This window comes from Methanosarcina mangrovi (assembly GCF_052057765.1).
GTDB lineage: Archaea > Halobacteriota > Methanosarcinia > Methanosarcinales > Methanosarcinaceae > Methanosarcina.
This window is the reverse complement of record NZ_CP195120.1, coordinates 4,060,835-4,085,638: the sequence shown is the minus strand read 5'-3', so window position 1 is coordinate 4,085,638 and position 24,804 is coordinate 4,060,835. Positions and strand designations below refer to the sequence as shown.

Annotated in this window: 20 protein-coding genes; 10 read left to right on the top strand and 10 right to left on the bottom strand. The window is 44.6% G+C overall.

Annotation, left to right across the window (positions count from 1 at the left end):
• Window positions 1–56: 56 nt before the first annotated feature.
• Complete coding sequence (locus tag ACSAZL_RS18095; RefSeq protein ID WP_440945978.1) at window positions 57–2,723, bottom strand: DUF3656 domain-containing U32 family peptidase; 2,667 nt, start codon at window positions 2,721–2,723, stop codon at window positions 57–59.
• A 229-nt stretch (window positions 2,724–2,952) separates the two neighbouring features.
• The gene (locus tag ACSAZL_RS18090) at window positions 2,953–3,354 is read right to left on the bottom strand and encodes a hypothetical protein (RefSeq protein ID WP_440945977.1); all 402 of its coding nucleotides are present in this window, start codon (window positions 3,352–3,354) and stop codon (window positions 2,953–2,955) included.
• 131 nt (window positions 3,355–3,485) lie between these two features.
• Between ACSAZL_RS18090 and ACSAZL_RS18085 the strand changes: the two genes are divergently transcribed.
• On the top strand, window positions 3,486–3,662 hold the full coding sequence (locus ACSAZL_RS18085) for a hypothetical protein (RefSeq protein WP_440945976.1): 177 nt from the start codon (window positions 3,486–3,488) through the stop codon (window positions 3,660–3,662).
• A 143-nt stretch (window positions 3,663–3,805) separates the two neighbouring features.
• Here ACSAZL_RS18085 and ACSAZL_RS18080 read toward each other — a convergent pair whose 3' ends face one another.
• The 7 genes from ACSAZL_RS18080 to ACSAZL_RS18050 form a co-directional block, all read right to left on the bottom strand.
• The gene (locus ACSAZL_RS18080) at window positions 3,806–4,093 is read right to left on the bottom strand and encodes a MazG nucleotide pyrophosphohydrolase domain-containing protein (RefSeq protein ID WP_440945975.1); all 288 of its coding nucleotides are present in this window, start codon (window positions 4,091–4,093) and stop codon (window positions 3,806–3,808) included.
• 47 nt (window positions 4,094–4,140) lie between these two features.
• A complete protein-coding gene (gene hisF / locus ACSAZL_RS18075) occupies window positions 4,141–4,962 on the bottom strand; it encodes an imidazole glycerol phosphate synthase subunit HisF (protein WP_440945974.1) in 822 nt (273 codons plus the stop codon).
• A gap of 469 nt (window positions 4,963–5,431) precedes the next feature.
• On the bottom strand, window positions 5,432–5,896 hold the full coding sequence (locus tag ACSAZL_RS18070) for a bifunctional nuclease family protein (protein ID WP_440945973.1): 465 nt from the start codon (window positions 5,894–5,896) through the stop codon (window positions 5,432–5,434).
• 112 nt (window positions 5,897–6,008) lie between these two features.
• Window positions 6,009–6,767 (bottom strand): protein-L-isoaspartate O-methyltransferase, encoded by a 759-nt coding sequence (locus tag ACSAZL_RS18065; RefSeq protein ID WP_440945972.1) that lies wholly within the window; start codon window positions 6,765–6,767, stop codon window positions 6,009–6,011.
• A gap of 119 nt (window positions 6,768–6,886) precedes the next feature.
• Window positions 6,887–7,642, bottom strand: a complete 756-nt coding sequence (locus tag ACSAZL_RS18060) for a protein-L-isoaspartate O-methyltransferase (protein ID WP_440945971.1) — start codon at window positions 7,640–7,642, stop codon at window positions 6,887–6,889.
• Window positions 7,584–8,219, bottom strand: a complete 636-nt coding sequence (locus ACSAZL_RS18055; RefSeq protein ID WP_440945970.1) for an HVO_0476 family zinc finger protein — start codon at window positions 8,217–8,219, stop codon at window positions 7,584–7,586. Before ACSAZL_RS18055 ends, ACSAZL_RS18060 begins: the two co-directional genes overlap by 59 nt.
• Window positions 8,220–8,512: 293 nt before the next feature.
• Window positions 8,513–8,998 (bottom strand): HVO_0476 family zinc finger protein, encoded by a 486-nt coding sequence (locus ACSAZL_RS18050; RefSeq protein ID WP_440945969.1) that lies wholly within the window; start codon window positions 8,996–8,998, stop codon window positions 8,513–8,515.
• Window positions 8,999–9,155: 157 nt separating this feature from the next.
• On the opposite strand from ACSAZL_RS18050, the gene ACSAZL_RS18045 reads away from it, so the two are divergent.
• From ACSAZL_RS18045 to ACSAZL_RS18025, 5 genes are all read left to right on the top strand, one after another.
• A complete protein-coding gene (locus ACSAZL_RS18045) occupies window positions 9,156–9,869 on the top strand; it encodes a winged helix-turn-helix domain-containing protein/riboflavin kinase (RefSeq protein WP_440948894.1) in 714 nt (237 codons plus the stop codon).
• Window positions 9,866–10,609, top strand: a complete 744-nt coding sequence (gene ribB / locus ACSAZL_RS18040; protein WP_440945968.1) for a 3,4-dihydroxy-2-butanone-4-phosphate synthase — start codon at window positions 9,866–9,868, stop codon at window positions 10,607–10,609. The genes ACSAZL_RS18045 and ribB overlap by 4 nt, the downstream gene beginning before the upstream one ends.
• Before the next feature lie 368 nt (window positions 10,610–10,977).
• The gene (locus ACSAZL_RS18035; protein WP_440945967.1) at window positions 10,978–11,868 is read left to right on the top strand and encodes a cation diffusion facilitator family transporter; all 891 of its coding nucleotides are present in this window, start codon (window positions 10,978–10,980) and stop codon (window positions 11,866–11,868) included.
• Between the two features lie 5 nt (window positions 11,869–11,873).
• Entirely contained in the window at window positions 11,874–12,971 is a 1,098-nt protein-coding gene (gene aroC, locus ACSAZL_RS18030; RefSeq protein ID WP_440945966.1) for a chorismate synthase, read from the top strand.
• 294 nt (window positions 12,972–13,265) lie between these two features.
• The gene (locus ACSAZL_RS18025) at window positions 13,266–16,949 is read left to right on the top strand and encodes a PAS domain S-box protein (RefSeq protein ID WP_440945965.1); all 3,684 of its coding nucleotides are present in this window, start codon (window positions 13,266–13,268) and stop codon (window positions 16,947–16,949) included.
• A 193-nt stretch (window positions 16,950–17,142) separates the two neighbouring features.
• Here ACSAZL_RS18025 and ACSAZL_RS18020 read toward each other — a convergent pair whose 3' ends face one another.
• Window positions 17,143–17,352 carry a hypothetical protein gene (locus ACSAZL_RS18020; protein WP_440945964.1) on the bottom strand — a complete coding sequence of 70 codons (210 nt, stop codon included), beginning with the start codon at window positions 17,350–17,352 and terminating at the stop codon, window positions 17,143–17,145.
• 629 nt (window positions 17,353–17,981) lie between these two features.
• Here ACSAZL_RS18020 and ACSAZL_RS18015 point away from each other — a divergent pair.
• The 4 genes from ACSAZL_RS18015 (at window position 17,982) to ACSAZL_RS18000 (ending at window position 24,797) form a co-directional block, all read left to right on the top strand.
• Complete coding sequence (locus ACSAZL_RS18015) at window positions 17,982–19,115, top strand: hypothetical protein (RefSeq protein WP_440945963.1); 1,134 nt, start codon at window positions 17,982–17,984, stop codon at window positions 19,113–19,115.
• Between the two features lie 125 nt (window positions 19,116–19,240).
• Entirely contained in the window at window positions 19,241–21,544 is a 2,304-nt protein-coding gene (locus ACSAZL_RS18010; RefSeq protein WP_440945962.1) for a DUF3160 domain-containing protein, read from the top strand.
• 87 nt (window positions 21,545–21,631) lie between these two features.
• Window positions 21,632–24,040: a DUF3160 domain-containing protein gene (locus ACSAZL_RS18005; RefSeq protein ID WP_440945961.1), complete on the top strand. Its 2,409-nt coding sequence runs from the start codon at window positions 21,632–21,634 to the stop codon at window positions 24,038–24,040.
• A 244-nt stretch (window positions 24,041–24,284) separates the two neighbouring features.
• Window positions 24,285–24,797, top strand: a complete 513-nt coding sequence (locus ACSAZL_RS18000) for a hypothetical protein (protein ID WP_440948893.1) — start codon at window positions 24,285–24,287, stop codon at window positions 24,795–24,797.
• Window positions 24,798–24,804: the final 7 nt, after the last annotated feature.

The following is a 24,804-nucleotide window of genomic DNA, read 5'->3' as shown; positions in this document are numbered from 1 at the left end:
TTCGTTCCCTTCCCGCCTGTTTCTGCCGGTATCATCTTTTTTCTGTTTCGGCCCGCTTACTGCACGCCCCTGAAGTAATGCCCTGCGGTAAAAACTTTTCCGAGACTCTCACATTTTTCCTTTACCTTCTCTCCGGTCTCGCAAAATGCATCAATAGCCTTCCTGTACTCTGCTGTAACTCGCCTGATTTCTTCTGCACTGTCCATCCCGAGCGTTTCAATTCTCAGACTTGCAACTCCGCTTTCGACAAGTAAGGGGATATATTCGAGCATGCAGAGAGACCTCGAGTTCAGCAGGTGAGTCCGGCACTGGTAGTCCATGAGGAGAGGAAATTCATAGTTCTTTTCATCTACCAGAGTAAAGTTCCCTGAGGCACAGGGAGCACTGCATTTGCTTCCTTCTTTTCCGAGTAGCCCGCCTACCAGGCAGTGTTCGGATTCCATCAATTCTAGGCGGCCGTGGACAATGAATTCGACGGGTCCGTAAGTTGCTACTTCTTTGAGCTCTTCAAGCGTTAATTCGGGAGAAAGTACTACCATTTCTGCTCCTTTCTGCAAAAGGAGGTCGAAGGTGTAACCGTTATAGATATTCAGGGGACTGTCTGCAATGCACGGGACCTTTTTCTCTTTTGCAAGGTTAAACGTCCCGAGGTTTGAAACAAGGACTCCGTCAGCTCCGAACTTTTCCGCACGAGAGAGAAGCCCTTCCACCTGTTCCATCTCTGAGTCCTTCACGATTTTTGGAGTATTAAAATAGATTTTTCTGCTTGCAGCCCTGGCTTTCAGAACCGCGCTTTCAAATATAGAACCCGGATCCCTGCTGGTATCAAGCTCCATTTTGGAAACTTCCTCTACTTCGGGTTTATTCTCTTTTCCGGCTGCATTACCGGCTGTGTTTCCGACTGTGTTTTCGACTGTATTTGGCCTTTTAAAGAGTCCTTCTCCGAAGTAAATACAGTCTGCTCCGCCTGCAAGAGCCCCTTCAAGCCCTTCAAAAGAATAAGCGGTAACTGAGAGCAGGGGCTTTTTTGGAAGTTTCCGGGCTTTTATTTCTTTTATTTCTTTTCTCTCGGCTGTTTTCCCTGTTTCCTCTATTTTCTCTGTTTCCTCTATTTCTTTTGCCTTTTTTTCTCCGGGGGCAGGAAGCTGCAGATTTTCGAGAGGCTTCCGCTTCCACTTTGAGGTGCGCAGGTTTTCAAGCTGCAAGACTGCTTTTGTCCTCAGCTCGTTCAGCTGCCCTACGGGAATAAAAATATCTCCTCCAACACTCACATTAAGTTCGACTGCTTCAAAAAGAGTGTTCCCAAGTTTTGTGAGCTGTTTTTCGATCTGGGCTTTTGAAGTCGGGAGCTTTTTTGCTTCCTCAACAAGATATTCGGATTCTACTGTCACTGCATTTGAATCGCTATCTTTTATCTCGAGCCTGGCATGTTTTCCGGGGGTAAGGGTTGCTGTGAGGCATATAGGGATCTTTGGCCTCAGGGTTTCGGATTCGCTTTCTTTTTTAAGGGAATCCATAAGCTTCTTGTCATGTGTCCTGTAGACCGTGCTTCCTGAAGGGGCTCTTGAATCAAAGGGGATCTCTATGACTTCCCCTTTTCCTGCACTGTATACGGGGCCCTTTTTGGTATACATCGAGGATATGATTTTTCCCTTATCTTCCGGTCTGGTCTCGGCGTTTTCGACCATTATCCCGTCTCCCAGGCGGAGGGTGTTTGAAAGTTTTACACGGATGCGCTTTGTGCGCCTGTCATAGCTGACAACCGTGCCTGCAGGAATCCCGCGGTTGTGGGGGTTTTCCCGGCTCATGAGTTTTCCACGCGGGTTTTCGAAAAAGTAACCTGAGGTAAAGCCGCGGTTAAAAAGCTGGGTAAGGGTCTCCTGCTCCTCTTCGAATACCGAATACCCGGCAGGGTTTTTCACGTACCTGTCAATCAGGCGGCGGTAGATCCTGACAACTCCTGCAACGTACTCCGGTCTTTTCATCCTGCCCTCGATTTTGAAGGACTCAATCCCGGCTTCAATGAGGGCTCCAAGACCTGAAGTCGTGTTAAGGTCCATAGGGCTTAAAAGGTAACTGCCGTCCGTTTTAACCTGCTTGCCTGCACAGTACAGCCTGTACTTTTTGCGGCACGGCTGGGCGCAGTATCCTCTGTTCCCGCTCCTCCCCCCTATAAGGCTGCTCAGGAGGCACTGGCCCGAATAGGAAATGCAGAGGGCTCCGTGTACGAAAACCTCGATCTCCATATCACTTTTTTCTTTTATCTTTCTGATCTCTTCAAGCGAAGTTTCCCTTGAGAGTACGACCCTTTCGATCCCCAGTTCCTTTGCAAAAGCAACCCCTTCGCTGTTGTGCAGGGTCATCTGCGTGCTTGCGTGCAGGGGGAGGTCAGGCAGGTATTTCCTGGAAAGGGCAATAAGTCCGGGATCCTGAATGATAATCGCGTCTGCTCCCATTTCTCTCAGCCGGGAGAGCAATATAAGTGCACTTTCCACTTCCCCTTCCTTGAGCAGGGTGTTCACGGTTACGTATATTTTTACGCCCCTGAGATGGGCATAATCAATAGCTTGTTCAAGCTCTTCTTCTGAAAAATTAGATGCATATCCCCGGGCGCTAAAAGCCCTGGCTCCTATGTATACAGCATCAGCTCCGTTTTCCACAGCTGCCTTCAGGGCTTCCATGCCACCGGCCGGTGCCAGCAGTTCAGGTTTTGCAGGTTTCATCAGATGGGATTACAGAGTATGCTCTTAATTAAGCTTTGGCATCCTCTTCCTGCTGGAAAACTCGAGGAAGCTAAAATCAAAAAGTTCTAAAATCAAGGGTAGAAGGAAACAAAAGGTTCTAATATCAAAAGATAGGGAAAACAAAGAATAAAAAGTAAAAGTAAAGTAAAAAGTAAAAAGGGTTAGATTGCGAGCTACCGGACAGAGTCCGATAGAATGTTTTTTCGGGTTATGTCATTGGTCCTACTATCCAGGTCACGATCCTATCGTTTTTCTGATCTTTTGAGGTTTCGCAAAGTATCTTTCCTTCATGCAGGTGGGATTCGCAGGAATAACTGACTTTATCTTGTTTCCCGATGTACTTGAAGTGTATCTTAAAGTATCCTTCTGAACACCCTATCCCATATTTAATCCAGCCTTCAATATCCGCTCCACCCTCGCAGCTTCCTTCGCATGCAACGAGTCTAAAACTCTTTTCCTCATAAGACTCGATCCTGTCTGGAGCAGTGTGACCTTTTTTGTACATTCCCTTCTCAATTTTCTGAGCTTGAAGTACAAAGTACTCATCGGTGTTGTTCAGGATCTTCAACTGCAAACCTTCAAGAGTTTCCATAGTTTCTGTTTCTGACATCTTCGATTACCCCGATAAATAACGAATCCAATAAAACTCAGAACAAGAGATTGCCTCTAATAAATAAAAAAGTATCTCAAAACATTTGAAAGTAGTATCTGTATTATTATATCTAATTAAAGAGATTAAAATTGATAGCATTGGCTCTGGACAAATTAAATCCCTTAAAAACAGATTGTCCTGAAAAAGCAGATTGTTCTGAAAAAACAGGCTGTTTTGAAAAAGTAGATTCCTTGAAAGTTGGGATCATGAGGATTTTCGCTTTTGAATACCTGGGCTCCAATTCTCAGGTTCTTCTGCTTGAATAAAACTGCCTGGACAAAACCTTGAATAAAATCGTTTGAACAAAACCTTGAATAAAATCGTTTGAACAAAACCTTGAATAAAATCGTTTGAACAAAACCTTGAATAAAATCGTTTGAACAAGGCCCAGCTCCGAACTTTTGCATTCTCAGTCAGTGCAAATGCAGGGCTTTTGACTGCAGGTGGGGCAGACCCCGGGGTATTTTTTAAGGAATGCCTCTTCAAGGTCAACTCCATAAAGGTTAGCAAGAGCCCCTATCCAGGCAAAGCAGTCTGCAAGTTCCTCTTCTATATTTTCGGTCTCTTCTCTGCGAATAGCTTCGGCAAGTTCTCCTACTTCTTCGACCAACCAGAGCATGGTAGCCTTTCCGCCCCGCCTTTTGTCATTATGGGCGTAGAGTTCGTACATAAGCTTCTGAAACTCGGAAATCTCCATTCTTCTCTCTCCTGCCTCTCCTGTTTTGCCCTCAATTTTTCCAGCATTCAGAGCCTTACAGGGATTTCCCGCTCTCTCAGATACTCTTTTACTTCCCTTATTGAATATTCACTGAAGTGGAAAATGCTTGCTGCAAGGGCTGCATCGGCTTTTCCTTCGGAAAATCCTTCGTAGATGTGCTGCGGGTTTCCCACTCCGCCGGAGGCGATGATGGGTATGTCGAGTTCTTCGGAGAGCTTTCTTGTAATCGGGAGATCGTAACCAGCGCAGGTCCCGTCCCGGTCCATGCTCGTAAGCAGGACTTCTCCCGAACCCAGTTCTTCCGCTCTTTTTGCCCATTGCACGGCATCAATCCCTGTCGCTTCCCTGCCTCCGTAAATTACCACTTCATACCAGGCGGGGGTTCCGTCTTCAAGTTCCAGGATGGTTTTGTCGGGATTGTTCTTTATGTCGGTATTTCGCCTGCAGTCAATCGCAGTAACGATACACTGGGCTCCGAATATGTCCGAGGACTCTTTGATAAAATCAGGGTTCTTTACTGCCGAGGTGTTGACCGAAACTTTGTCCGCGCCTGCCCTGAGGATCTGGCGGATAGCGTCAATCGAACTGATCCCGCCTCCCACTGTGAGGGGAATGAAAACCTCATCTGCAGTCCTTTCGATTACATCGATCATTGTTTCCCTTCCGTGGGCCGAAGCTGTGATATCCAGGAAAACAAGTTCATCTGCGCCGTCTTCATTATAACGTTTGGCGAGCTCCACAGGGTCTCCTGCCTCTTTCAGGTCCACAAACTCCACACCCTTGACTACACAGCCGCCTGCCCTGTCAAGGGTCACATCAAGGCATGGTATTATTCTTTTGGTGAGCATCTAAGGGATAATGAAATTAACTGTTATTAAAAGCTTATTGAAATTGAGCGGGAGAAGTCCTGAGGGCAGCAAGCTGTCAGAATAAGTAGAGATGAAATAACCCGGTGGGTCTTTATTAACTGGTTGATCTCTTGTAAAGGTCCCGGGAGGAGATCTTTCACTTTTCTCTACCTGCGCCGCAAGGGCCTGTGCCAGCCGTCAGTCCGACAAAAAGTGATTCAAAAGCCGACACCAAATTAAGAAATACAGATATTGAAGGAAATAGCCCGGGCCGAGAGAATACTTTCCTTTTTCCAGAAAATGCTTCTTCAAGTCACATGGAATATAAGCGCCCCAGCCAGCCGATCTGGAGGTCATGCAAAAAAGGCAGAAAAACAGACTTGAAATACTAAAACCCATCAAGTAGTCCTCTTGAGCGAGCGAAGCGAGCGGAAAGGACAGCGCACTGCAGAGCCGCAACTCTGCCGGTTCAGCCAAAAATATTCATTACACGGGCGCCTTCAAGTCTGGACATTTCTATTTCGGAACATTCCAGCACTTTTTTTCTGATCCTTATAGGGGCTCCCACCCTGAGGGCAAGGGCAATGCAGTCGCTTGGTCTTGCATCAAACTGCATTATGTTATTGTCTTTTCTGACCAGAAGACGGGCATAATAGACTTTGTCTACCTTGTCATCGATCATTACGCCTTCGACTTTTATGTCCAGGCGGTCGAAAATATTAACCATGAGGTCGTGGGCCATCGGGCGAGGAGGAGAGATATTTTTAAGCACGTTTCCTATTGAAAGGGCTTCCAGATGTCCAATATATATAGGAAGCATCTCACCTCTTAAATTCTCTAAAAGTACAACAGGCGTAGGGTCGCTGAATACATCAACTATATAGACATCTTTGACACGAATTTCTTCAAAATCCTCGTAGTCGTCGATATCCATATCCAGTAGTTAATTTCACATGTATTAATACCTTATTTAATTTTTTTCAATTTATTAAAGGAGATGCTTATAGCCTTGATTAATACTTTTTAAATGCCAAATCTTCACATTCTCAATTTCTTGGGAACCCATATCTGCCGAGCATGGGCACGAAGATAACCTCACCTTTTCTTTTCTTATGTATATTGCCATTGCTATCTTTTTTAACCCTGATAAGTTCCTGGAAATAATCTCCTACAGGAATTACCATTATGCCCCCGGGCTTCAATTGTTCCAGCAGAGCCTCAGGAATTGAGGGAGCTGCACATGTTACAGCTATCCTGTCGTAAGGGGCATACCGGGGATAACCCATTGATCCGTTCTCAAGTAATACTGTAACATTATCGTACCCTGTTTGCTCCAGGTTCTTCCTTGCAAAATTTACAAGAGGTTTTATGCGTTCCACAGTGTATATGTGTCCGGTTTTTCCTATGAGCTCTGCCATCACTGCAGCATTATATCCGGAACCTGCCCCGATTTCCAGAACTTTATGCCCTTCGGACAGCTCCAGGATTTCACACATAAGAGCGACCATATGAGGGGCAGATATTGTTTGCCCGTGGCTGATTTCTAGAGGTCTGTCCGTATAAGCTGCCCTCTGCTCATATTCCGGAACAAATCCGTGTCTGGGAACACGGAGCATTGCCTTAAGCACTTTTTTTTCCCGTATGGTGCCTTCAAGCCCTTCTACAAGGAGCTTGCGGAGCTCTTCGAATTCTTTTTCTTCTTTCCTTCTTCTCTTGCTACCCACACCATAGTCCTTTTCGGAAATCGCGTTGACCAGAACCGTCCCCCCTTCTTTCTGCCAAATTTTTACGTATTTTATAAGCACGACGTCGTTTTTTCTGGACCTGAATACTTCATCCCTAACTTTTATTTCTAATTCTTATTTTATTGATGAAAAGGCATGTATTTCTAACTTTTTCTATCTGCTCCCTAGTCTCGGTTTTTTTAAAACCCGTATTTGCCTATCAAAGGAACGAAAACAACTTCCCCTCTTTTCTCTTTGCGTATCTTGCCTTCGGGATCTTTTTTAATCCTGATCAGTTCCTGGAAATAGTTCCCTACAGGAATTACCATTATTCCTCCGGGCTTCAACTGCTCCAGCAGAGGCTCAGGGATATCGGGAGCTGCACATGTTACAACTATCCTGTCATAGGGGGCGCAACTTGAGTAGCCCACAGACCCGTCATCAAGCAGTACGGTAACGTTTTCATAACCTGCCTTTTTCAGGTTTTCCCTGGCAAAATTCACAAGGGGCTCGATGCGTTCAACAGTATAAACATGCCCGCTCTTCCCTACCAGTTCCCCCATTACTGCCGCATTATAGCCTGACCCTGCCCCTATTTCCAGGACTTTTAGCCCTTCCGAAAGCTCAAGGAGATCACACATGATAGCAACCATATGAGGGGCAGAGATAGTTTGCCCGAAGCCGATCTCAAGAGGCGTGTCAATGTAAGCTCCCCTTTTCGCGTATTCCGGGACAAATATATGCCTTGGAACCCTGAGCATGGCTTTGAGGACTTTTTCATCCGTTCCGTGGATCTCAAGTCCTCTTATGAGACGCTCCCGCATCTCTTCGAGTTGATGCAGTTCTTCCTGTTCTTCTTCCTGTTTTCTTTTATCCTTTTTTTCGCGGTGGCCTTTTTTACCACGGTCCTCTTCTGCTCCCACCTTGACCTGACCCTTCTCTTTTCTTTCTGGCAAATATGCGTTTTACATATTTTGCAAGTACAACGTCCCCTTTTCTGGATCTGAACAGTCCGTCCCGGACCTTGATTTTGTTAATGAAAAGCCTGGTGTTTCCAATTTTTTCTTCCGCTCCCACTACAAATTCATAGTCTCCGGGAACGCGTTTTTCTATTACTTCCGTTTTTTCAGTCCCTTCCTGTGCGGAGAATTTTACAGTTACTTCATCAATCGCCCTGCCCCACACCGTCTCGATTTCTTCTGCCCTGCCTGCATTGACCCGTTTTCCTCCGGCTTCAAGGGAGGTGATCAGGATAGGACATACCATCCCGCTCTCTTCGTCATCAACAACAAGCTCATCATCCACCTGAAGCACAGTCTCGGAATCAAGCTCGGTTTTGAAGGCATTTGAGACGTCCATCTTGCTGACAATGACCTTCAAGCTGACGTTTTTCGGGGTTTTCATCTTTGCAGGATGCACCTGGCCGCATTCCGTACAGCGGACAAGGGGGCTCTGTCCTTCTTTCAAAACTTCATGCGTGACTTCCTCTTGCGGGGAACAGGAGGGGCACTCAATCTCAATTTCTCTTATCATAGTCTAATCAGTAGATGGATTCAAAATACTAAATACTTAACTTCTCCGGTGATGTTTTCTTCCGAAGGTATTTCGCAGGAGGAGTCAGGACAGGAGAAACTCAATTTAAAAATAAATTTGAGGTAAAGATAAAAGAGTAAAAAAGCTAATAGCCCCCGAATTTGAGCCAAAATTTTATTTTCCTTTGCGAAGACAGGCTCAGTAAACGTTCCGTACGTTGGAATCCAGGCGCAAAACCCTATTATAAGGGTATTTCAGGTAACAAAAGCCAATTTTCCGGGAGGACCTGCAAATTATGTTTCCTGCACTATATTGACGGCTCCTGAAGGGGTGGAAACTCCTATCATATTTTCCAGAGAAGCAGGGTGTTTTTGTCTCGCCTTTCTTCTCTTTGCGAAAGTGATTTCGTCAAGGGGCCTTGCCCAGATTGTGTCAAGCTCCTCCGCAAGAGCAGAAGATACGCGCCTGACGCCTACCTGGAGCGAGGTTATAATATACTGGTTTCCATCATTGTTTCTTCCTGAAGCCAGAACTATTTCCTCATCTTCGTGAAGAAGCTCTCCTGCATCCAGTTTTACCCAGTGGGTGAAGGGACGTTCGATCCTGTTTACATAAACTCTTACGCTTATTTTATCAGGGGTTTTCAGTCCTGAGGCAACGTAGACAAGTCCGCACTCAAGGCAGTGCACCATAGGGTTTATCCCGAATTTTATCAGTTCGTGAGAGACTTTTTCCTCCGGCGAACAGGAAGGGCATTCGATATTGATCTGTTGTGTCATGGCAAGTCTGCATCCCTAATTCTCATTATTCTACTTAATCGTTTCGTAAACCTTTTTATATCAATATTAGGAACACTGCTTCCGTTTGCCTCCTACCTCACCCAATATCAAAAGTTTTATTATAATGAAATGCGTAGTCTTACATCTCATTATTGAGATGCATCTCAAATTTAAGGCAATAAGGGTGCCGACAGTGCCGGACATCGAATACCTGAAGAAACTTGCCCTCAGAGGGGCGGTAAACAAAACTATTAAGGTCTCTTCGAGTGAGTTTCACAAGCATACGGGGGACAGCTCCAAAACCGCAGCAAGGAAGCTAAAGCAGATGGAAGAAGAGCGGTTAATTGAAAGAAAGATAGTTCCCGGTGGCCAGTTGATAAAAATGACAGAAAAAGGGATTGAAATCCTGAAGAATGAATACGTTGAATACAGCAGGATCTTTTCCTCAGAGCCCGATATTCTGGAGCTCGAAGGAAATGTGCTTAAAGGCCTTGGAGAAGGTCAGTATTATATAAACATCCCCGGATACAGGAAGCAATTTGAAGAAAAACTGCATTTTGTGCCTTTCCCCGGTACTCTGAACGTGCAGCTTTCGGAAACCAGCTCGGCTCTTCGAAACAGGCTTCAAGAAATGCCTGCTGTCCGGATAGACGGTTTTAACGACGGAGAACGCACTTTCGGAGGCGGGAATTGTTATCCTATCAAAGTAGAGGGGATCGAAGCTGCTGTGGTCGTCCCTGACAGGACACACTACCCCACGGATTTAATTGAAATTATTGCACCGGTAAAACTCAGGGATGCCCTGAAATTGAAAGATGGAGACAAAATCGTGACAAGGGTAAAAAAACAGGGTACGGAGGGACAGAAATGAACGAGAGCACGGTATACGAATGCCTGAAGTACGGGAATGAAAACATCAACAGGGCACTGGAAGCCCTGCGTACCGGAAAAATGATCCAGATCTATGACTCGGACTCCAGGGAAGGAGAAACAGATCTTGTGATCCCTGCAAAAGCTGTTGCTTACACGGATGTCAAATGGATGCGGAAAGACGCAGGAGGACTTATCTGTGTGGCAGTGGACCCCGTGGCCTCAAAACAGCTCAAGTTGCCTTTTATGGCAGACCTTGTCCGAGAAGCCAGCAAAACCAGCGAATCTCTCGGAGAAGTTGTTGAAAAAGACGGGGACCTTAAGTACGACTCCCATTCCTCTTTTTCTATCTGGGTCAACCACAGGGACACAAGGACCGGGATCCCTGATCTTGAAAGAGCCCTCACAATCCGAAAAATCGGAGAAATCACGGAACAATCCCTCTCCGGAAACGGAGTCCGTTTTGGAAACGAGTTCCGGACTCCGGGGCATGTAGCTCTCCTCAGGGCTGCCGAAGGGCTCCTTGACGAACGCATGGGTCAGACCGAGCTTTCAGTCGCCCTCGCCCGAATGGCAGGAATTACCCCTGCAATGGTTGTCTGTGAAATGCTGGACGACGAGAGCGGAAAAGCCCTTTCGAAAGAAAAGTCAAAAGAATATGGCAAAGATCATGGGCTTGTCTTCCTTGAAGGACAGGAAATCCTGGAAGCTTATATGCTGTGGACAGGCTTAGAGTGCTGAAACACCTTTTTTTCCCTCTTTTGCCCTTATTTTTTATTTTCCACTCTTGATTTCTTTTTTGCTTTCGATTTCTTTTTTACTTTCGATTTCTTTTTTACTTTCGATTTCTTTTTTACTTTCGATTTCTTTTTTACTTTCGATTTCTTTTTTACTTTCGATTTCTTTTTTACTTTCGATTTCTTTTTCGACTTTTCCGGTTTCTTTTTTCCTTTTATTTTTCTCCGGTTTGGGGAGTCAGAGACAGCAGAATATTATAATATAAAACGTAAGTTACTATCTAACAGCAGCCTCTTCCGGCTATACTAAACCTTTTGTTTCTGTCGTTTCGTATTCCTGTATTTTGCAGTTCACATCCGGGGTGCCATCTGATGATCCATAGGTCCAAAAAAGTTCAGCAGGTTCTTATTCTTGTACTTTTCCTGAACCTTGCCGTAGCTTTTGCTAAAATCATTTACGGAACCTTTACTGGCACCTTGAGCATGACCGCGGACGGATACCATTCTCTTTTCGACGGGGTCTCCAATATTGTGGGGCTTGTGGGAATTTATATCGCATCCCGTCCTCCTGACAGGGAGCATCCTTACGGCCATCAGAAATACGAGACAATTGCTTCGATTTTTATAGCTGTCTTGTTGCTGTTTGTCGGTTTTGAGATCTTCCGGAATGCTCTTGACCGTTTTCTTGTGCGGAGTGCTCCCGAGGTTACAGCCATGAGCTTTATCATTATGCTCGGGACAATGGGCATAAACTACCTTGTCACCCGTTACGAATACGGGAAGGGCGTAGCCCTGAGAAGCCAGGTCCTTATTGCGGACTCCATGCATACTAAAAGTGACATCTATGTTTCTCTCTCGGTTATAGCAAGCCTGGTCGCTATAAAAGCCGGGTTTCCTCTTCTGGACCCGGTAATTGCTCTTCTCATATCTTTCCTTATCTTCAGGGCCGGATTCAGGATTATGAGGGAGAGCTCAAGAGTCCTTCTTGATATGTCCAGACTTGAGGAAGAAGAGATCTGCAACCTTGTCCTGGCAGTCGATGGAGTTATCGACTGCCACAAGATCCGGACTCGCGGCGGCATGGGAGATATCAGGATAGACATGCATGTGCTTGTGCGGCCCGATATGCCGCTTGAAGATGCGCACCTTATCGCTCACAGGGTAAGCAAAATGCTGAAAGCCGAATATAAAGACGTCACCGATGTGGTTGTACATCTTGAGCCAGCTTTACCCCAAGGATCAAATAGCAAAAAAACCAGTTAAGATGCATGGCTGGAAACATTTTCGGGCAGATGTTTCGAATCACGACCTGGGGCGAGTCCCACGGCAGGGCTGTCGGGGTAGTGGTTGACGGGCTGCCCGCAGGACTTCCTTTCTCCGAAGCCGACATCCAGAAAGAACTGGACAGGAGGCGCCCCGGGCAGAGTGAGGTTTCCACACCGAGAAGTGAAGCTGACAGGGTGGAGATCCTTTCAGGAATTTTCGAAGGCATGAGTACAGGCACTCCCATCTCCATGCTGGTCTGGAACTCGGATGCCAGGTCTTCTTCTTATGATGCTATTAAAAATACTCCCCGCCCCGGGCATGCCGACTTTACTTACATGGCCCGCTACGGAATTCGGGACCACCGCGGAGGAGGCAGGTCTTCCGCTCGCGAAACAATAGGCAGGGTTGCAGGCGGGGCTCTTGCAAAGCTTCTGCTTTCCCGTTACGGAGTCCGGATTGCAGGGCATGTTCTCGAACTTGGCGGAATCCGGGCAAAACCCCTCTCTTTTGAAGAAATTCTCGAAAACGTGGAAAAAACCCCTGTGCGCTGTGCCGATCTTGAGGCTGCTGAAAAAATGCTTGAAAAAGTTGCAGCCCTGCGGCAGGAAGGAGACAGCGTCGGCGGAATTGTCGAGCTTATTGTAAAAGGCGTGCCTGCAGGGCTCGGAGAACCCGTATTTGACAGGCTTGATGCAGACCTTGCAAAAGCCCTTATGAGCATCCCCGCAGTCAAAGGCTTTGAAATCGGGGCCGGGTTTGAGGCAGCTCGCATGCGCGGAAGTGAAATGAACGATCCTTTCCGCATGGAAATAGGAGAAATAACCTGTCCAAGCAACAACGCAGGAGGGGTCCTCGGAGGGATTTCCACGGGGCTGGATATCGTCTGCAGGGCTGCAGTAAAACCCACGCCTTCCATAGGAAAGGTTCAGCAGACAGTTGACCTCACAACCCGGGAAAACGCCGAAATCGCAATCAAAGGGCGGCACGATCCTACAATTCCTCCTCGTATGGTGCCGGTTGCCGAAGCCATGGTTGCCCTGGTGTTTGCCGACCATATGCTCAGGAGCGGCTTTATCAATCCCAGGACCTTGCTGGAATAATGAAATGCGATTCAATTAATATTCGCAAACCGGATGACCGTCGCAGGCTCGACAAACCATATATATAGCAAAATAAATAAAAGAGAATTAATATTTATTTGTCCCATGGCTGGTATAGCGTTATAAGCTGTCGCCTCCCTTGCCAAATGAGGTCTTTGATCCTTTCAAATCTCGCTCTTCACAGTATTTTTTAAGTGAAAGTCTAATTATGAAGCACGGAAAGGCAAGACCATACTGTATAGAGATAAATGGAATTCTTGCTTTATACATCGTTATGTAGGAGAAACTTTTGGAATGAAAGAAAGCCTGAGAAAATCCGGGATTGATATAATTGGAGACGTGCCTTGGGGAACGCACTTCTGCCAGTTTTACCACACAGAAGAAGATCTGATGGACATACTGGTTCCTTATTTCAAAGCAGGACTGGAAAATAACGAGCTTTGCGTGTGGATTATTTCACAACCTCTTGAAGTAGAAGAGGCAAAAAAAGACCTTCGAAGGGCTATTCCTGATTTTGATGTTTATCTGGAAAAAGGGCAAATCGAAATCATCCCTTACACTCACGGGTATCTGAAGGAAGGTATTTTCGACCCGGATAGAGTCGTAAATAGCTGGGTTGAAAAAATCGATCAGGCTCTGGCAAGAGGCTATGATGGACTTAGGGCTGCAGGGGACAATCACTGGTTGGAAAAAGAAGGCTGGAACGGATTTGTCGATTACGAAAATAAAGTGGATGCCATTATCGACAAACACCATGTAATAGCACTGTGCCCTTATTATCTCGATATGTGCAGCACAGCCGAGATTGTTGATGTAGTCTCAAACCATCAATTTGCTTTGATCAAACGGGAAGGAAAATGGGAGCGAACAGAAAATTCCGGGAGGAAGAGGGCGGAAAAAGAAGCTATTCAGGCTGCAAAAAATTGGAAACATACCTTTGATGCTGTGCCGGACTTGATAGCCATAATCGATGATAAATATAGAGTTGTTCGCGCAAACAGAGCCATGGTGACAAAATTGGGAATAACGCCGGAGGAGTGTGAAGGGTTAACCTGCTATCGCGTTATCCATCGGACAAACAGTCCCCCCTCTTTTTGTCCGCACCAGCAGTTACTTAAGGACGGGATTGAACACACCGCAGAGGTTTGCGAGGATCGTCTTGGGGGTAATTTCGCAGTAATCGCTTCTCCACTACATGATTCGGAAGGAAGACTCGCCGGGAGTGTTTGTGTCGCCCATGATATCAACGAACGCAAACAAGAAGAGCACAGAATACGCAGATACAACCGTATTCTTGAGGGAATCAACCGGATCTTCAGCAATGTGGTGCAGGCAAAAACAGAAGAAGAAGTGGGAAATGTATGTCTATCTGTAGCCCTGGAAGTGACCGGCAGCGAGTTTGGTTTCATTAATGAAATGGGGCCTGACGGGCTGCTGCACGATGTTGCAAAAAGCGAATTGGGATGGGAACGGTGCTCTATGTATAACAAGACAGGGCATCGGCATTCCCCGAGCGATTTCGCTGTCCAAGGCCTGTATGGCAGTGTAATTAACAATGAGAAAGGCTTCTTTACTAACGATCCACCGTCACATCCCGATAGTATCGGAATTCCAGACGGACATCCACCTCTCACATCGTTTCTTGGCGTGCCTCTTGTCCAGGACGGAAAAATGATAGGCCTGATAGCGGTTGCAAACCGTGAAGGCGGATATAGCTGCGAGCAGCAGGAAGATCTAGAAGCTATCGCACCTGCGGTGACACAGGTTCTGCAGAGGAAAAAGGAGGAACAGAAGCGGAAGCAGGCAGAGGAGGCGTTGCAGGTAAGTGAGGAGCGCTACCGATCTCTATATGAAAACAGCCTCGATGGAATTATGCTGACAAAACCCGACGGTACTATTCTCTGTGCAAACCCTCAAGCGTGTCAAATGTTTGGCATGACTGAAGATGAAATTATACGAGCGGGAAGAGAAGGTCTGTTAGTCAACGATGAGAAGCTTGCTGCTGCACTTGAGGAACGAAGACTGACCGGCCGGGCAAGAGCTGAATTGACATACAGACGAAAAGATGGGTCAACTTTAGTCTGCGATGCAACCTCTAAACTCTTTGTGGGTGCCGATGGCAATATAAACACAAGTCAGATCATTAGAGACATCTCGGAACGCAAACGGGTTGAGGAGGCTCTCAGATTATCAAATCTCTATAACCGTAGTTTGATTGAGGCCAGCCTGGATCCTCTTGTAACCATTGGGCGTGACGGTAAAATTATGGATGTAAATATCGCTACCGAACAGGTTACCGGATATTCCAGAAACGAATTAATTGGAACTGATTTTTCAGAGTACTTCACCGATCCTGAAAAAGCCCGTACAGGTTATCGACGAGTATTCACAGATGGCGAAGTCAGGGATTATCCTCTTGAGATCCAGCATAAGGATGGACATATAACTCCTGTTTTGTACAATTCTTCGGTTTATAGAGATGAGAAGGGTGAAGTTATTGGTGTTTTTGCAGCTGCACGTGATATTACTGAACGTAAGAAAGCAGAAGAAGCTCTAAAAGAAGCACATGACAATTTGGAAAAACTAATTGAAGAACGGACAGAAGAGCTTGAGACGGCTTACAATTCATTGAAAGAAAGTGAAAAAGGTCTTGCTGAAGCCCAAAAGATGGCTCATATTGGAAACTGGGACTGGGAACTTGTAAATGGTGGAGGATACTGGTCTGATGAATTGTACTACATTTTTGGGCGCAGTCCTCAGAAATCATCTCCCTCTTATGATGAACTTTTAAATTATATACACCCCGACGACCGAGACTATGTAGATAAAAGCATCCGGAACGGGCTGAACGGGCTAAAAGAAGAATCCAAAAGTGGCATTGATTACCGTATTATCTTGGCTGATGGGGAAGAACGTACAGTCCATTCACAAGCTGAAGTTGTCCTTGACGAGCAGAAAAACCCTGTTCGAGTGAAGGGAATAGTTCAGGATATTACCGAACGTAAGAGAATTGAGGCTGAACTGGAGTTAGTAGCACGCCTGTCTCAGGAAAATCCCGATCCGGTGATGCGCCTGAGCCAGGGAAGTATCATCAATTATGCTAACCCCTCTGCCCAGGTGTTGTTGACATACTGGGGCAGTGCAATTGGTAAGGAAGCTCCCGGAGAAATCACAGAGCTCTCAGTTGCCGCCCTTGGGGATGGCATCCGGCGTAAACTTGAGTGCACCTATGCCAATCGGGTATATATGATAGATATCGCTCCGTTCCCGGGTGCCGGTTATGTCAATCTTTACGCCCATGATATCACAGAGAGTAAAGAAGCAAAAGAAGCCCTGGAGAAAATAGATAAAATTCGGATAAAAGAAATTCATCACAGAATTAAGAACAACCTTCAGGTAATATCTTCCCTGCTGGACCTCCAGGCAGAAAGATTCCAAAATAAGGAAGTGCTGGAAGCTTTCAGAGAAAGCCAGAACCGGGTAACCTCAATGTCTCTTATCCATGAAGAACTCTATAAAGGGGGAGAAAACAATACTCTGAACTTTTCTACTTATCTTCAAAAACTGGCTGAAAATCTCTTCCAGACTTACAGCCTCAAGAGTAAAAATATCCTCCTGTGCATGGATCTGGAAGATAATACGCTCTTTGATATGGACGTTGCTGTCCCATTAGGAATTATTGTTAATGAACTCATTTCTAACTCTCTCAAGCACGCGTTCACTGAGGAAGAGGAAGGGGAAATACAAGTCAAGCTTTGCAGAGAAGAAAAGGGTGACGAAATGTATAAATCCCTTTTCAGTTTGACAATTTCGGATAACGGAAAAGGAATTCCTGAAAATCTGGGGCTGGAAAGCATCGAGTCTCTTGGTCTGCAGTTAGTAAATATCCTTGTTGACCAGCTGGATGGAAAAGTAGAGCTTAAAAGAACGCATGGGACGGGATTCAGAATTACTTTCAACGTAACCGAAAGGTCATAATCCCGGATAAAATAAGTGTCTCGAAAGCATTTACGCTCAAATGACCTTTCCTGCTCTCTTCTCAAGTTTCAATAAGATTAACTCTCAATAAAACTAATACTTATCTATATTTGGTCTTCAGGTTATGATTCTTACGTCGTCGTTATCGTTAATCTGTACCATCATTAACCTTTGACTGTCGTTAATAAAACCCTTAATTTATGATTGCCATGACAAATCCACCAGGGCTTATTGCATGGGAACTTACTACGGGCTGCAACCTGAACTGCGTGTGCCACAAAGAAGCTTCTACATCATCGTTTCCGCAGGGGAGCTTACAACCAGAGAAGCCAGGCACGTCATTGACAAAACTTGTATAGCCTGGAAAAACTATCTTCATCCTGAGCGAAGGCGAGCCTCTCATCAAGCCGGATTTTCAGATGCCGGTTTGAACGTTGACGTAAATAACTGAGGATTCGCAGTTGTTCTTTTTTATCTATGGAATACGTCTGTGGCAAATAGCATCTTATAAGTTTTCCGACCAGAGCCTCTAACAATCATAAATTACTGGTCCTTTGCATACTTGCAATGAGTATGAAAAACCATTAGTTTGATGATCTGGCTAGAAAACTTATATAATGTCTATTAAATGTCAAGTATGGAGTTCTTATTGACTTTCCCGACTCGCTTGAACTCCATGCTCCTGGGGCAGGATTATACCAGTTTTAGAAGTACTGGTTTCTCTGGTTCTGCCTCTCGAGTAAAGAAAAGGGCTGAAGGTGTGATACCAAAGAAGAAACCTGAAGGAACGCTAATTTCAGCAGTGTTGCTGAACGAATTTGTGTTTTTTTGGGTACTTAAATATTGACCGAAGAAACGGTTGTTATAACATTTACGGACTGTTATATCGGTTTTGGAGCTAGGGATAGAGCTGGGGATAATTATTCTGGCAGAGGAACTACTGGTGAAAAAAATTTTGTAAAATAGTATTATTCTTACCTTTTTTAGGGGAGATTTGGTGATAATATGGGTAAAAAATCAGTTCTTATTTTTTTGACGTTAGTCCTGCTTTCAGTACCTGCATCTGCAGATACTTACAATGTGTCCGGCCAGAATGAAATATTAGAAGAAAAGACTTTAGAGGAAAATACTGGCTGGTCAGAGATACCTGTGTATGATGTACCATACTCTACCTGGCACGATAGTCCGGAGAAAACAATCTCCCTGCTCTCAAAATTAAGCGAAGAATCTCTTGCAAACTGTACGAACCCTGAAAGTCCTGTATATGACCCCAACGTGTTACAAGCATATGGAAGTGTTCCGGCGATTAAAAATGCTTCCCAGCTAACTGAGTTCAGTTCAACCCTGCAGGCTGTAAGAGACAGTTCTATTCGCGAGGCAAAGCCTTATCTTTATCCTGATGGTCCGATAGTTTACTACGGGGGCGGTCCTATGCCAGGGTATTTTTTGATCAAACTCTATGACTATGGGGATAACAAAATAACTTATCCCGAAACCAAGTTAAAAGATATCTACAACGTTGTGGAAAAGAACGCTAATAAAGCCGGACTTGATGAAGTCCCGGTCGTATTTTGTCTCTGGGATAAGACAGCAATATTTTGTTTTCCTGAAAATAAACCTGGTTTCGGCAAAGATATTGTCCAGCTAACAGATGTTGGCTTTCCAATGTGGTTTTATTATATAGTTAACTCCTCATCATTACAAATTATAAAAAACAGTTCACTCCCCGAAATAAAACCATACCTCTACCCCGAAGGACCGATAATTGCCTACGGTTCCGACACCATGGATCAAATTTTCCCTGTAGAACTCTATTATGAAGGAAACGAAACAGTCTATTCCCAAAGCGAACTTACTGAAATATACAATATCGTGACAAAACATGCAAAGAGAGCCGGTCTTGATGGCGTTTCCGTTGAATTCTACAACGAGAAAGGTAAAGTGCGTTTTGATAATTACTATAATAAATCATATTTCCGGCCCGGTGACCTGACTTCGTGGAGTAGCGGCGGGATAGAAAATTCTACATTAAACAGCTCGGCCCAATTAAACGATCCGGAAAATACTACCTTTTCGGTGGGAGATAATGTCTTTCCTATAGGGATATTCATCATGCCACACCAATTTGGTTATGCTCAGCATTCCGGGAGATTTTTGGAGTTGTAATTGTAATAAATTAAACTTTACATTCTCCAGTTGCTGTATGCTGCTTAAATTTTCTAATTTTTAAATTTTCTTACTTTTTATGAATTTGCCTTCTAAAACCAAAATCAAGATTTGAGGGATTTGACTTGAAAATAAAGGCATTGAAAATAAGGGCATTGATAGTTATCTTCCTGCTGGCGATAACACTTATTTCCGAGTCCGGTTGCATTGACAGCAGTAGCGAACCGGTTAACGAAACCGGTTTTGAAGAAATAACAGATAACCAAACAGATAATCAGAGCGATTCATTTAATGATTCCATAAAAACCGTTCCTGTAGATAATTTCTCCGAAAAGAGCAATACCCTTGAACTTGAAAGACAAAGTTCCTTTTCCGGATATTACAGTAAAGAAAACCTGCGGTTCGAGGCTGGTGTTCCTGTTTATTCCCTGCCTCTAAAGGCTTCTGAAGTTGAAAATTATGACGATTTCATCCAGAAAATTCCCCTGACGAACGAAAGCAGGTATCTGTTGTACAAAAATGGATTTGTTGTAATTGAGAAGCCGGCCATTGAAAATCTGCCTGGGGCAGGGGATACGCTGGTAAATTCTACTTATAAAGACCTGAAAGTGGCTGATGTTCCTATTTTCATCACATCGGATTCTCTTCTTCACCTTTATCACATCCAGTTTGATGAGACGCTAAAAAGGGCGGAATCTGAGGAATTTTACGACGAGCTCTGGAAACTTGACAAAGCTCTCCTTGATGCCTCCATAGAGGATTATGACAGTGCTTCAGGGCTGGAAAAGGAAGCTGCAAGAAGAAATGTTGCATATTTTGTAGTGGCTTTGAAGCTTCTTGAACCGGAATCTTACCAGGTAGGGCAGTCATGGGAAGAATCGGGAGAAATCCTACTCTTTGATTCTCAGGAAGCAAAACAATACAGTGTCGAAGTCCCCTCTTTTGTAGAAACCGATGTAGAGGATGAATTGAACTTAATAGACTCTCAAAAAGGAGGAACATCTCCAATTTTCAAATACGGAGAAGATTACTCGCAGTACACCCCAAGAGGACATTACACTCGCTCTGAAAAACTACAAAACTATTTTAAGGCCATGATGTGGCACGGCAGAATGAGTATGCTGCTCCAATCGGATATGATTTCTGCAGAAGATCCGGAAAAGGAAGCAAAAATTCAGACTATTCAGGCTTTTTTAATTTCCGACTATTTTGACAGGGACAAAGAGCTCCGAGATATGTGGGATAGAATTTACGAGGTGACGGCTTTTTATGTCGGTTATTCCGACGACCTCGGGCCTTATGAATATGCAAAAGCCCTGGATACCGTCTTTGGGGGTAATAGACATGGAGTGAGTTTCGACAACGAAAGCCTGGCAGAACTGAAAACCGAGCTGGAAATATATGAAAGTCCGAAAATCTACGGCGGAACCGGTGGAATAATTCAGGCAGGCTCCGAAACTGAAAGCAAAACTCTTGAAGCTACAAAAGGCTTCAGGCTCATGGGTCAGCGCTATACCCCTGATTCCTATATCTTCCAGAAGCTCGGTTTCCCTGCCCTGAATATCATGGATCTTCTCGGTTCTGAAAGAGCCACGGAACACCTTAAAAATATGGGTATTTCCGAAAACGAAGAATATGAACTCAGCCATCAATCTCTTGAAAATGAATTCGGAGCTTTTGATGAAGAAGACTGGAACAAAAACCTTTACTGGGCTCAACTATATGCCTTAAAGCCCCTCCTTGTAAGCTATCCGGCGGGTTATCCTACCTTTATGCAGACCGAAGCCTGGGAAGATAAACAGCTTAATGCCGCCCTTGCTTCCTGGACCGAGCTCAGGCACGACACTATACTCTATGCAAAACAGGCTTACTTCATGGGCTCTCCTCAAATTCAGGAAGAAAAACCTGTAGAGGGATATGTGGAGCCAGTTCCGGAATTTTATGCCCGGATGCTTGCCCTTACCAGAATGGCACATGCCGGATTAAATGATATGGAAGTGCTTGATGAGCAGTCGGATAACGACTTTTCAACTCTTGAACACACTCTTGAAAGGCTGTTGAATATCTCGATTAAAGAGCTAGAAAACAAAGAGCTAACAGAGGAAGAGTATGAATTCATCAGGAATTTTGATCAGAATATAGCTCCAATGCTTGAGAATGTGGATATAAAGTCCCAGACATCTGTTCTGGTTGCGGATGTTTATACTTCTCCTGCTGGAGTACTGGAAGAAGGGACCGGAAAACTGGACCTGATGGTTGTAGCTTATAAACAGCCTGACGGCAGGATAGTGCTTGGAGCAGGCCCTGTAATGAGTTATTATGAATTCTGGCAGCTCTCAGGAGAAAGGTTGACTGATGAAGAATGGAGATCGATGCTGAATAATAACCCTCCTGAAAGACCGGAGTGGACAAGTTCCTTCAGGGGGTAAAAGATGCTATTCTGAATAGGCTATCTTTTTTACTTTCTTTTTTGAGTTTGTTCGCTAAAACCAAATTAAAGATGTGAGGGATTTGAATTGAAAATAAAGGTATCGATATTTATCTTCCTGCTGGTAATAACTCTTATTTCCGGATCCGGCTGCATTGACAGCAGCGAACCAGTCAAAGAAGCCAGCCTTGAAGAAATGACGGGTAACCTGAACACTAACAATAGCGACCCTGTTACAGAGACATTCTCGGAAAAAATGACTGATAGACTGGATGGTTCATTTAATGATACCAGGGAAACTATTTCTGTAGAGGATTTCTCTGAAAAGAGCAATGCCCTTGAACTTAAAAAACAAAGCGCCTTTTCCGGATATTACAGGAAAGAAAACCTGCAGTTTGAGGCTGATGTTCCTGCTTACCCTTTGCCCCTGAAGGCTTCAGAGCTTGAGAATTATTATTATTTCACCCAACAGATCCCCCTTACAAACGAAAACAGGAACTTATTGTACAAAAATGGGTTTGTTGTAATTGAAAATGAGGTTACTGAGAACCGATTTAAAGCGGAGCAGGTAAATGCAACTTACAGGAGCCTTAAAGTGGCTGGGGTCCCGATCTTCATCACAACGGATTCTCTTCTTCACCTTTATCATATCCAGTTTGATGAAACTTTAAAAAGAGTCGAAGAAGAGGAGTTTTACGATAAGCTCCGGGAACTTGATAAAGCTTTTCTTGAAGCTTCCATAGAGGACTATAATGAGGCAAAAGAAAACAATTCTTCATCTGAAGAAGTAACAGAGGCTGCAAGAAGAAATGTTGCATATTTTGCAGTTGCCCTTAGTTTGCTTGAAGAGAAACCGGACCCGAACAGGATCGAAGTCAAATCTACAGAGGATCAGGGTTCCGAAGAATACAGCTTTGAAGTCCCTTCATTTGTAAAAGAAGAGGTTGAAGCCGAACTTGCTTTGATAGAAGCCCACGAAGGATTTGCTCTCTCTCCGATTTTCCTGTATGAAGAAGATTACTCACAGTACGTTCCAAGAGGACACTATACGTCCTCTGAAAAACTGATGAACTACTTCAAGGCCATGATGTGGCACGGTAGAATAAGTATGCTGCTCCGGTCGGATCTTATCACTGCAGAAGAGCAAACAGTAGAAGGCTTAGCTACAGAAGGCTCAATAGTTGAAGGCTCAACAGCAGAAGAATCAGCTATGGAAGTATCAGGAAAGAAAGCAAAAATTCAGACTATTCAGGCCCTTTTAATTTCTGACCATTTTGACAGGGACGAAAACCTCCGGGTCAGATGGGATCGGATCTACGACGTAACAGCTTTCTATGTCGGTTTTTCCGATGACCTCGGGCCCTATGAATACGCAAGAGCTCTGGATGCTGTTTTTGGGGGCAATAGAGAAAGGGTAAGCTTCGACGACGAAAACCTCACGGCACTGAAAACCGAGCTGGAACAATATGAAAATCCGAAAATCTACGGCGGAACAGGGAAAATAATTCCTTCAGGTCCAGATACTGAAAATGAAACTCTTGATGCCACAAAGGGTTTCAGGTTCATGGGCCAACGATATGTTCCGGACTCCTATATTCTCCAGGTTCTGCATCCTCCTGCTCTGAATATAATGTATCTTCTCGGTTCTGAAAGAGCCAGAGAACATCTTATAAACCTGAATATTTCCGAAAGCGAAGGTTATAAAGCACGTTACCGATCCCTTGGAAATGAATTTGGAGCTCTTGATGAAGATGAGTGGAATAAAAACCTTTACTGGGCTCAACTATATGCCTTAAAGCCCCTTCTGGTAAGTTATCCGGCGGGCTATCCTGCCTTTATGCAGACCGAAGCCTGGGAAGATAAGCAGCTTAACACCGCCCTCGCCTCTTGGACCGAACTAAGGCATGATACTATTCTCTATGCAAAGCAGGCTTACTCTACAGGTGCACCCTATGTGCCCCCGGAGGAAAAACCGGTCCAAGGCTATGTGGAGCCGGTACCTGAATTTTATGCAAGGATGCTCGCCCTTACCAGAATGGCACATGCCGGGCTGGCTGAAATGGAAGTGCTTGATGAGCAGTCAGATAAAGACTTTACAACTCTTGAAAAAACCCTCGAAAAACTGCTGGAAATCTCGATTAAAGAGCTTGAAAATAAAGAGCTGACGGATGAAGAGTACGAGTTCATTAGAAATTTCGACCAGAATATAGCTCCAATGCTTGAGGACATCGATGGGGATGCCCAGAGCTCTGTCATGGTTGCGGATGTCTACACAAATCTGGGGAGTGTTTTGGAAGAAGGAACCGGAAAACTGGACCTGATGGTTGTAGCTTATAAACAGCCTGACGGCAGGATAGTTCTTGGAGCAGGTCCTGTAATGAGTTATTATGAGTTCTGGCAGCCTTCAGGAGAAAGGTTGACTGATGAAGAATGGAGAGAAATGTTAGAGAATAACCCTCCTGAAAGGCCTGAATGGGTTGAGTCTTTTAAGACGTAAAAGATGCTGTTCTTTATGGCTTCTTTTCCCTTCATTTTTCTTTCATGGATATGTTTGGGTAGCCCGGAAAAAACAGTAACATTTAGAATTCTGTAACTCTACAACTCTGTACCTATAACTCTGTACCTATAACTCTGTACATCTATGATTCTATACCTATATATCATAAATCTTGATAAGTTACAGAACATTTAAAGCTACTGATGGTCAGGGAGGAATAATTCTGGACGGAAGTAAATGGTTTATGCTGGTGATTCTTGGTTTTCTCTCGGCAATTTTTCTTTTATCCCTCTATGAATCCGGATATTTGCCCCTGGGTATGAATGACGTTGATAATTATGGAGGGATTCACAGAGAGCCCGGATCGGAAATATTAAGAAAAATATACGTGAATGATAGTGATTTTCAAAACCTGACAAAAGGGAAATATACCTATGAAGTTGGAATCTTCAATGAAACAGGGGAATCCGTCGCATATATCCGGATTAATGGCTGGTATATTCACGAAGTAACTGTTGAGCTGCAAAACGGTACATTAAAAACCGTTGGACCTTCCGACTCTCTGGAAGATCTTTACATGGAAGCTGATTCCCTGAACGGGTCCGTAATATCCACTTCTTCTAAAATTACAGGCGGAGAATTCTACATAATAACTATTGACACGCCAAACGGGACAGTGAGATCGATTGAAAAGGTGAACAGATTGCCTGACTGGACTGCAGAAGCTGAAGTAGTGGGATCTGAGCTTATTCCCTGACATGACC

Coding starts and splice junctions, on each gene's coding strand:
- aroC (WP_440945966.1), top strand. CDS start 11,874: ATGGCTGGAAACATTTTCGGGCAGATGTTTCGAATCACGACCTGGGGC.
- ACSAZL_RS18055 (WP_440945970.1), bottom strand. CDS start 8,219: ATGATAAGAGAAATTGAGATTGAGTGCCCCTCCTGTTCCCCGCAAGAG.
- ACSAZL_RS18035 (WP_440945967.1), top strand. CDS start 10,978: ATGATCCATAGGTCCAAAAAAGTTCAGCAGGTTCTTATTCTTGTACTT.
- ACSAZL_RS18080 (WP_440945975.1), bottom strand. CDS start 4,093: ATGGAGATTTCCGAGTTTCAGAAGCTTATGTACGAACTCTACGCCCAT.
- ACSAZL_RS18090 (WP_440945977.1), bottom strand. CDS start 3,354: ATGTCAGAAACAGAAACTATGGAAACTCTTGAAGGTTTGCAGTTGAAG.
- hisF (WP_440945974.1), bottom strand. CDS start 4,962: ATGCTCACCAAAAGAATAATACCATGCCTTGATGTGACCCTTGACAGG.
- ACSAZL_RS18025 (WP_440945965.1), top strand. CDS start 13,266: ATGAAAGAAAGCCTGAGAAAATCCGGGATTGATATAATTGGAGACGTG.
- ACSAZL_RS18095 (WP_440945978.1), bottom strand. CDS start 2,723: ATGAAACCTGCAAAACCTGAACTGCTGGCACCGGCCGGTGGCATGGAA.
- ACSAZL_RS18045 (WP_440948894.1), top strand. CDS start 9,156: ATGCATCTCAAATTTAAGGCAATAAGGGTGCCGACAGTGCCGGACATC.
- ribB (WP_440945968.1), top strand. CDS start 9,866: ATGAACGAGAGCACGGTATACGAATGCCTGAAGTACGGGAATGAAAAC.
- ACSAZL_RS18000 (WP_440948893.1), top strand. CDS start 24,285: ATGCTGGTGATTCTTGGTTTTCTCTCGGCAATTTTTCTTTTATCCCTC.
- ACSAZL_RS18070 (WP_440945973.1), bottom strand. CDS start 5,896: ATGGATATCGACGACTACGAGGATTTTGAAGAAATTCGTGTCAAAGAT.
- ACSAZL_RS18050 (WP_440945969.1), bottom strand. CDS start 8,998: ATGACACAACAGATCAATATCGAATGCCCTTCCTGTTCGCCGGAGGAA.
- ACSAZL_RS18020 (WP_440945964.1), bottom strand. CDS start 17,352: ATGAGAGGCTCGCCTTCGCTCAGGATGAAGATAGTTTTTCCAGGCTAT.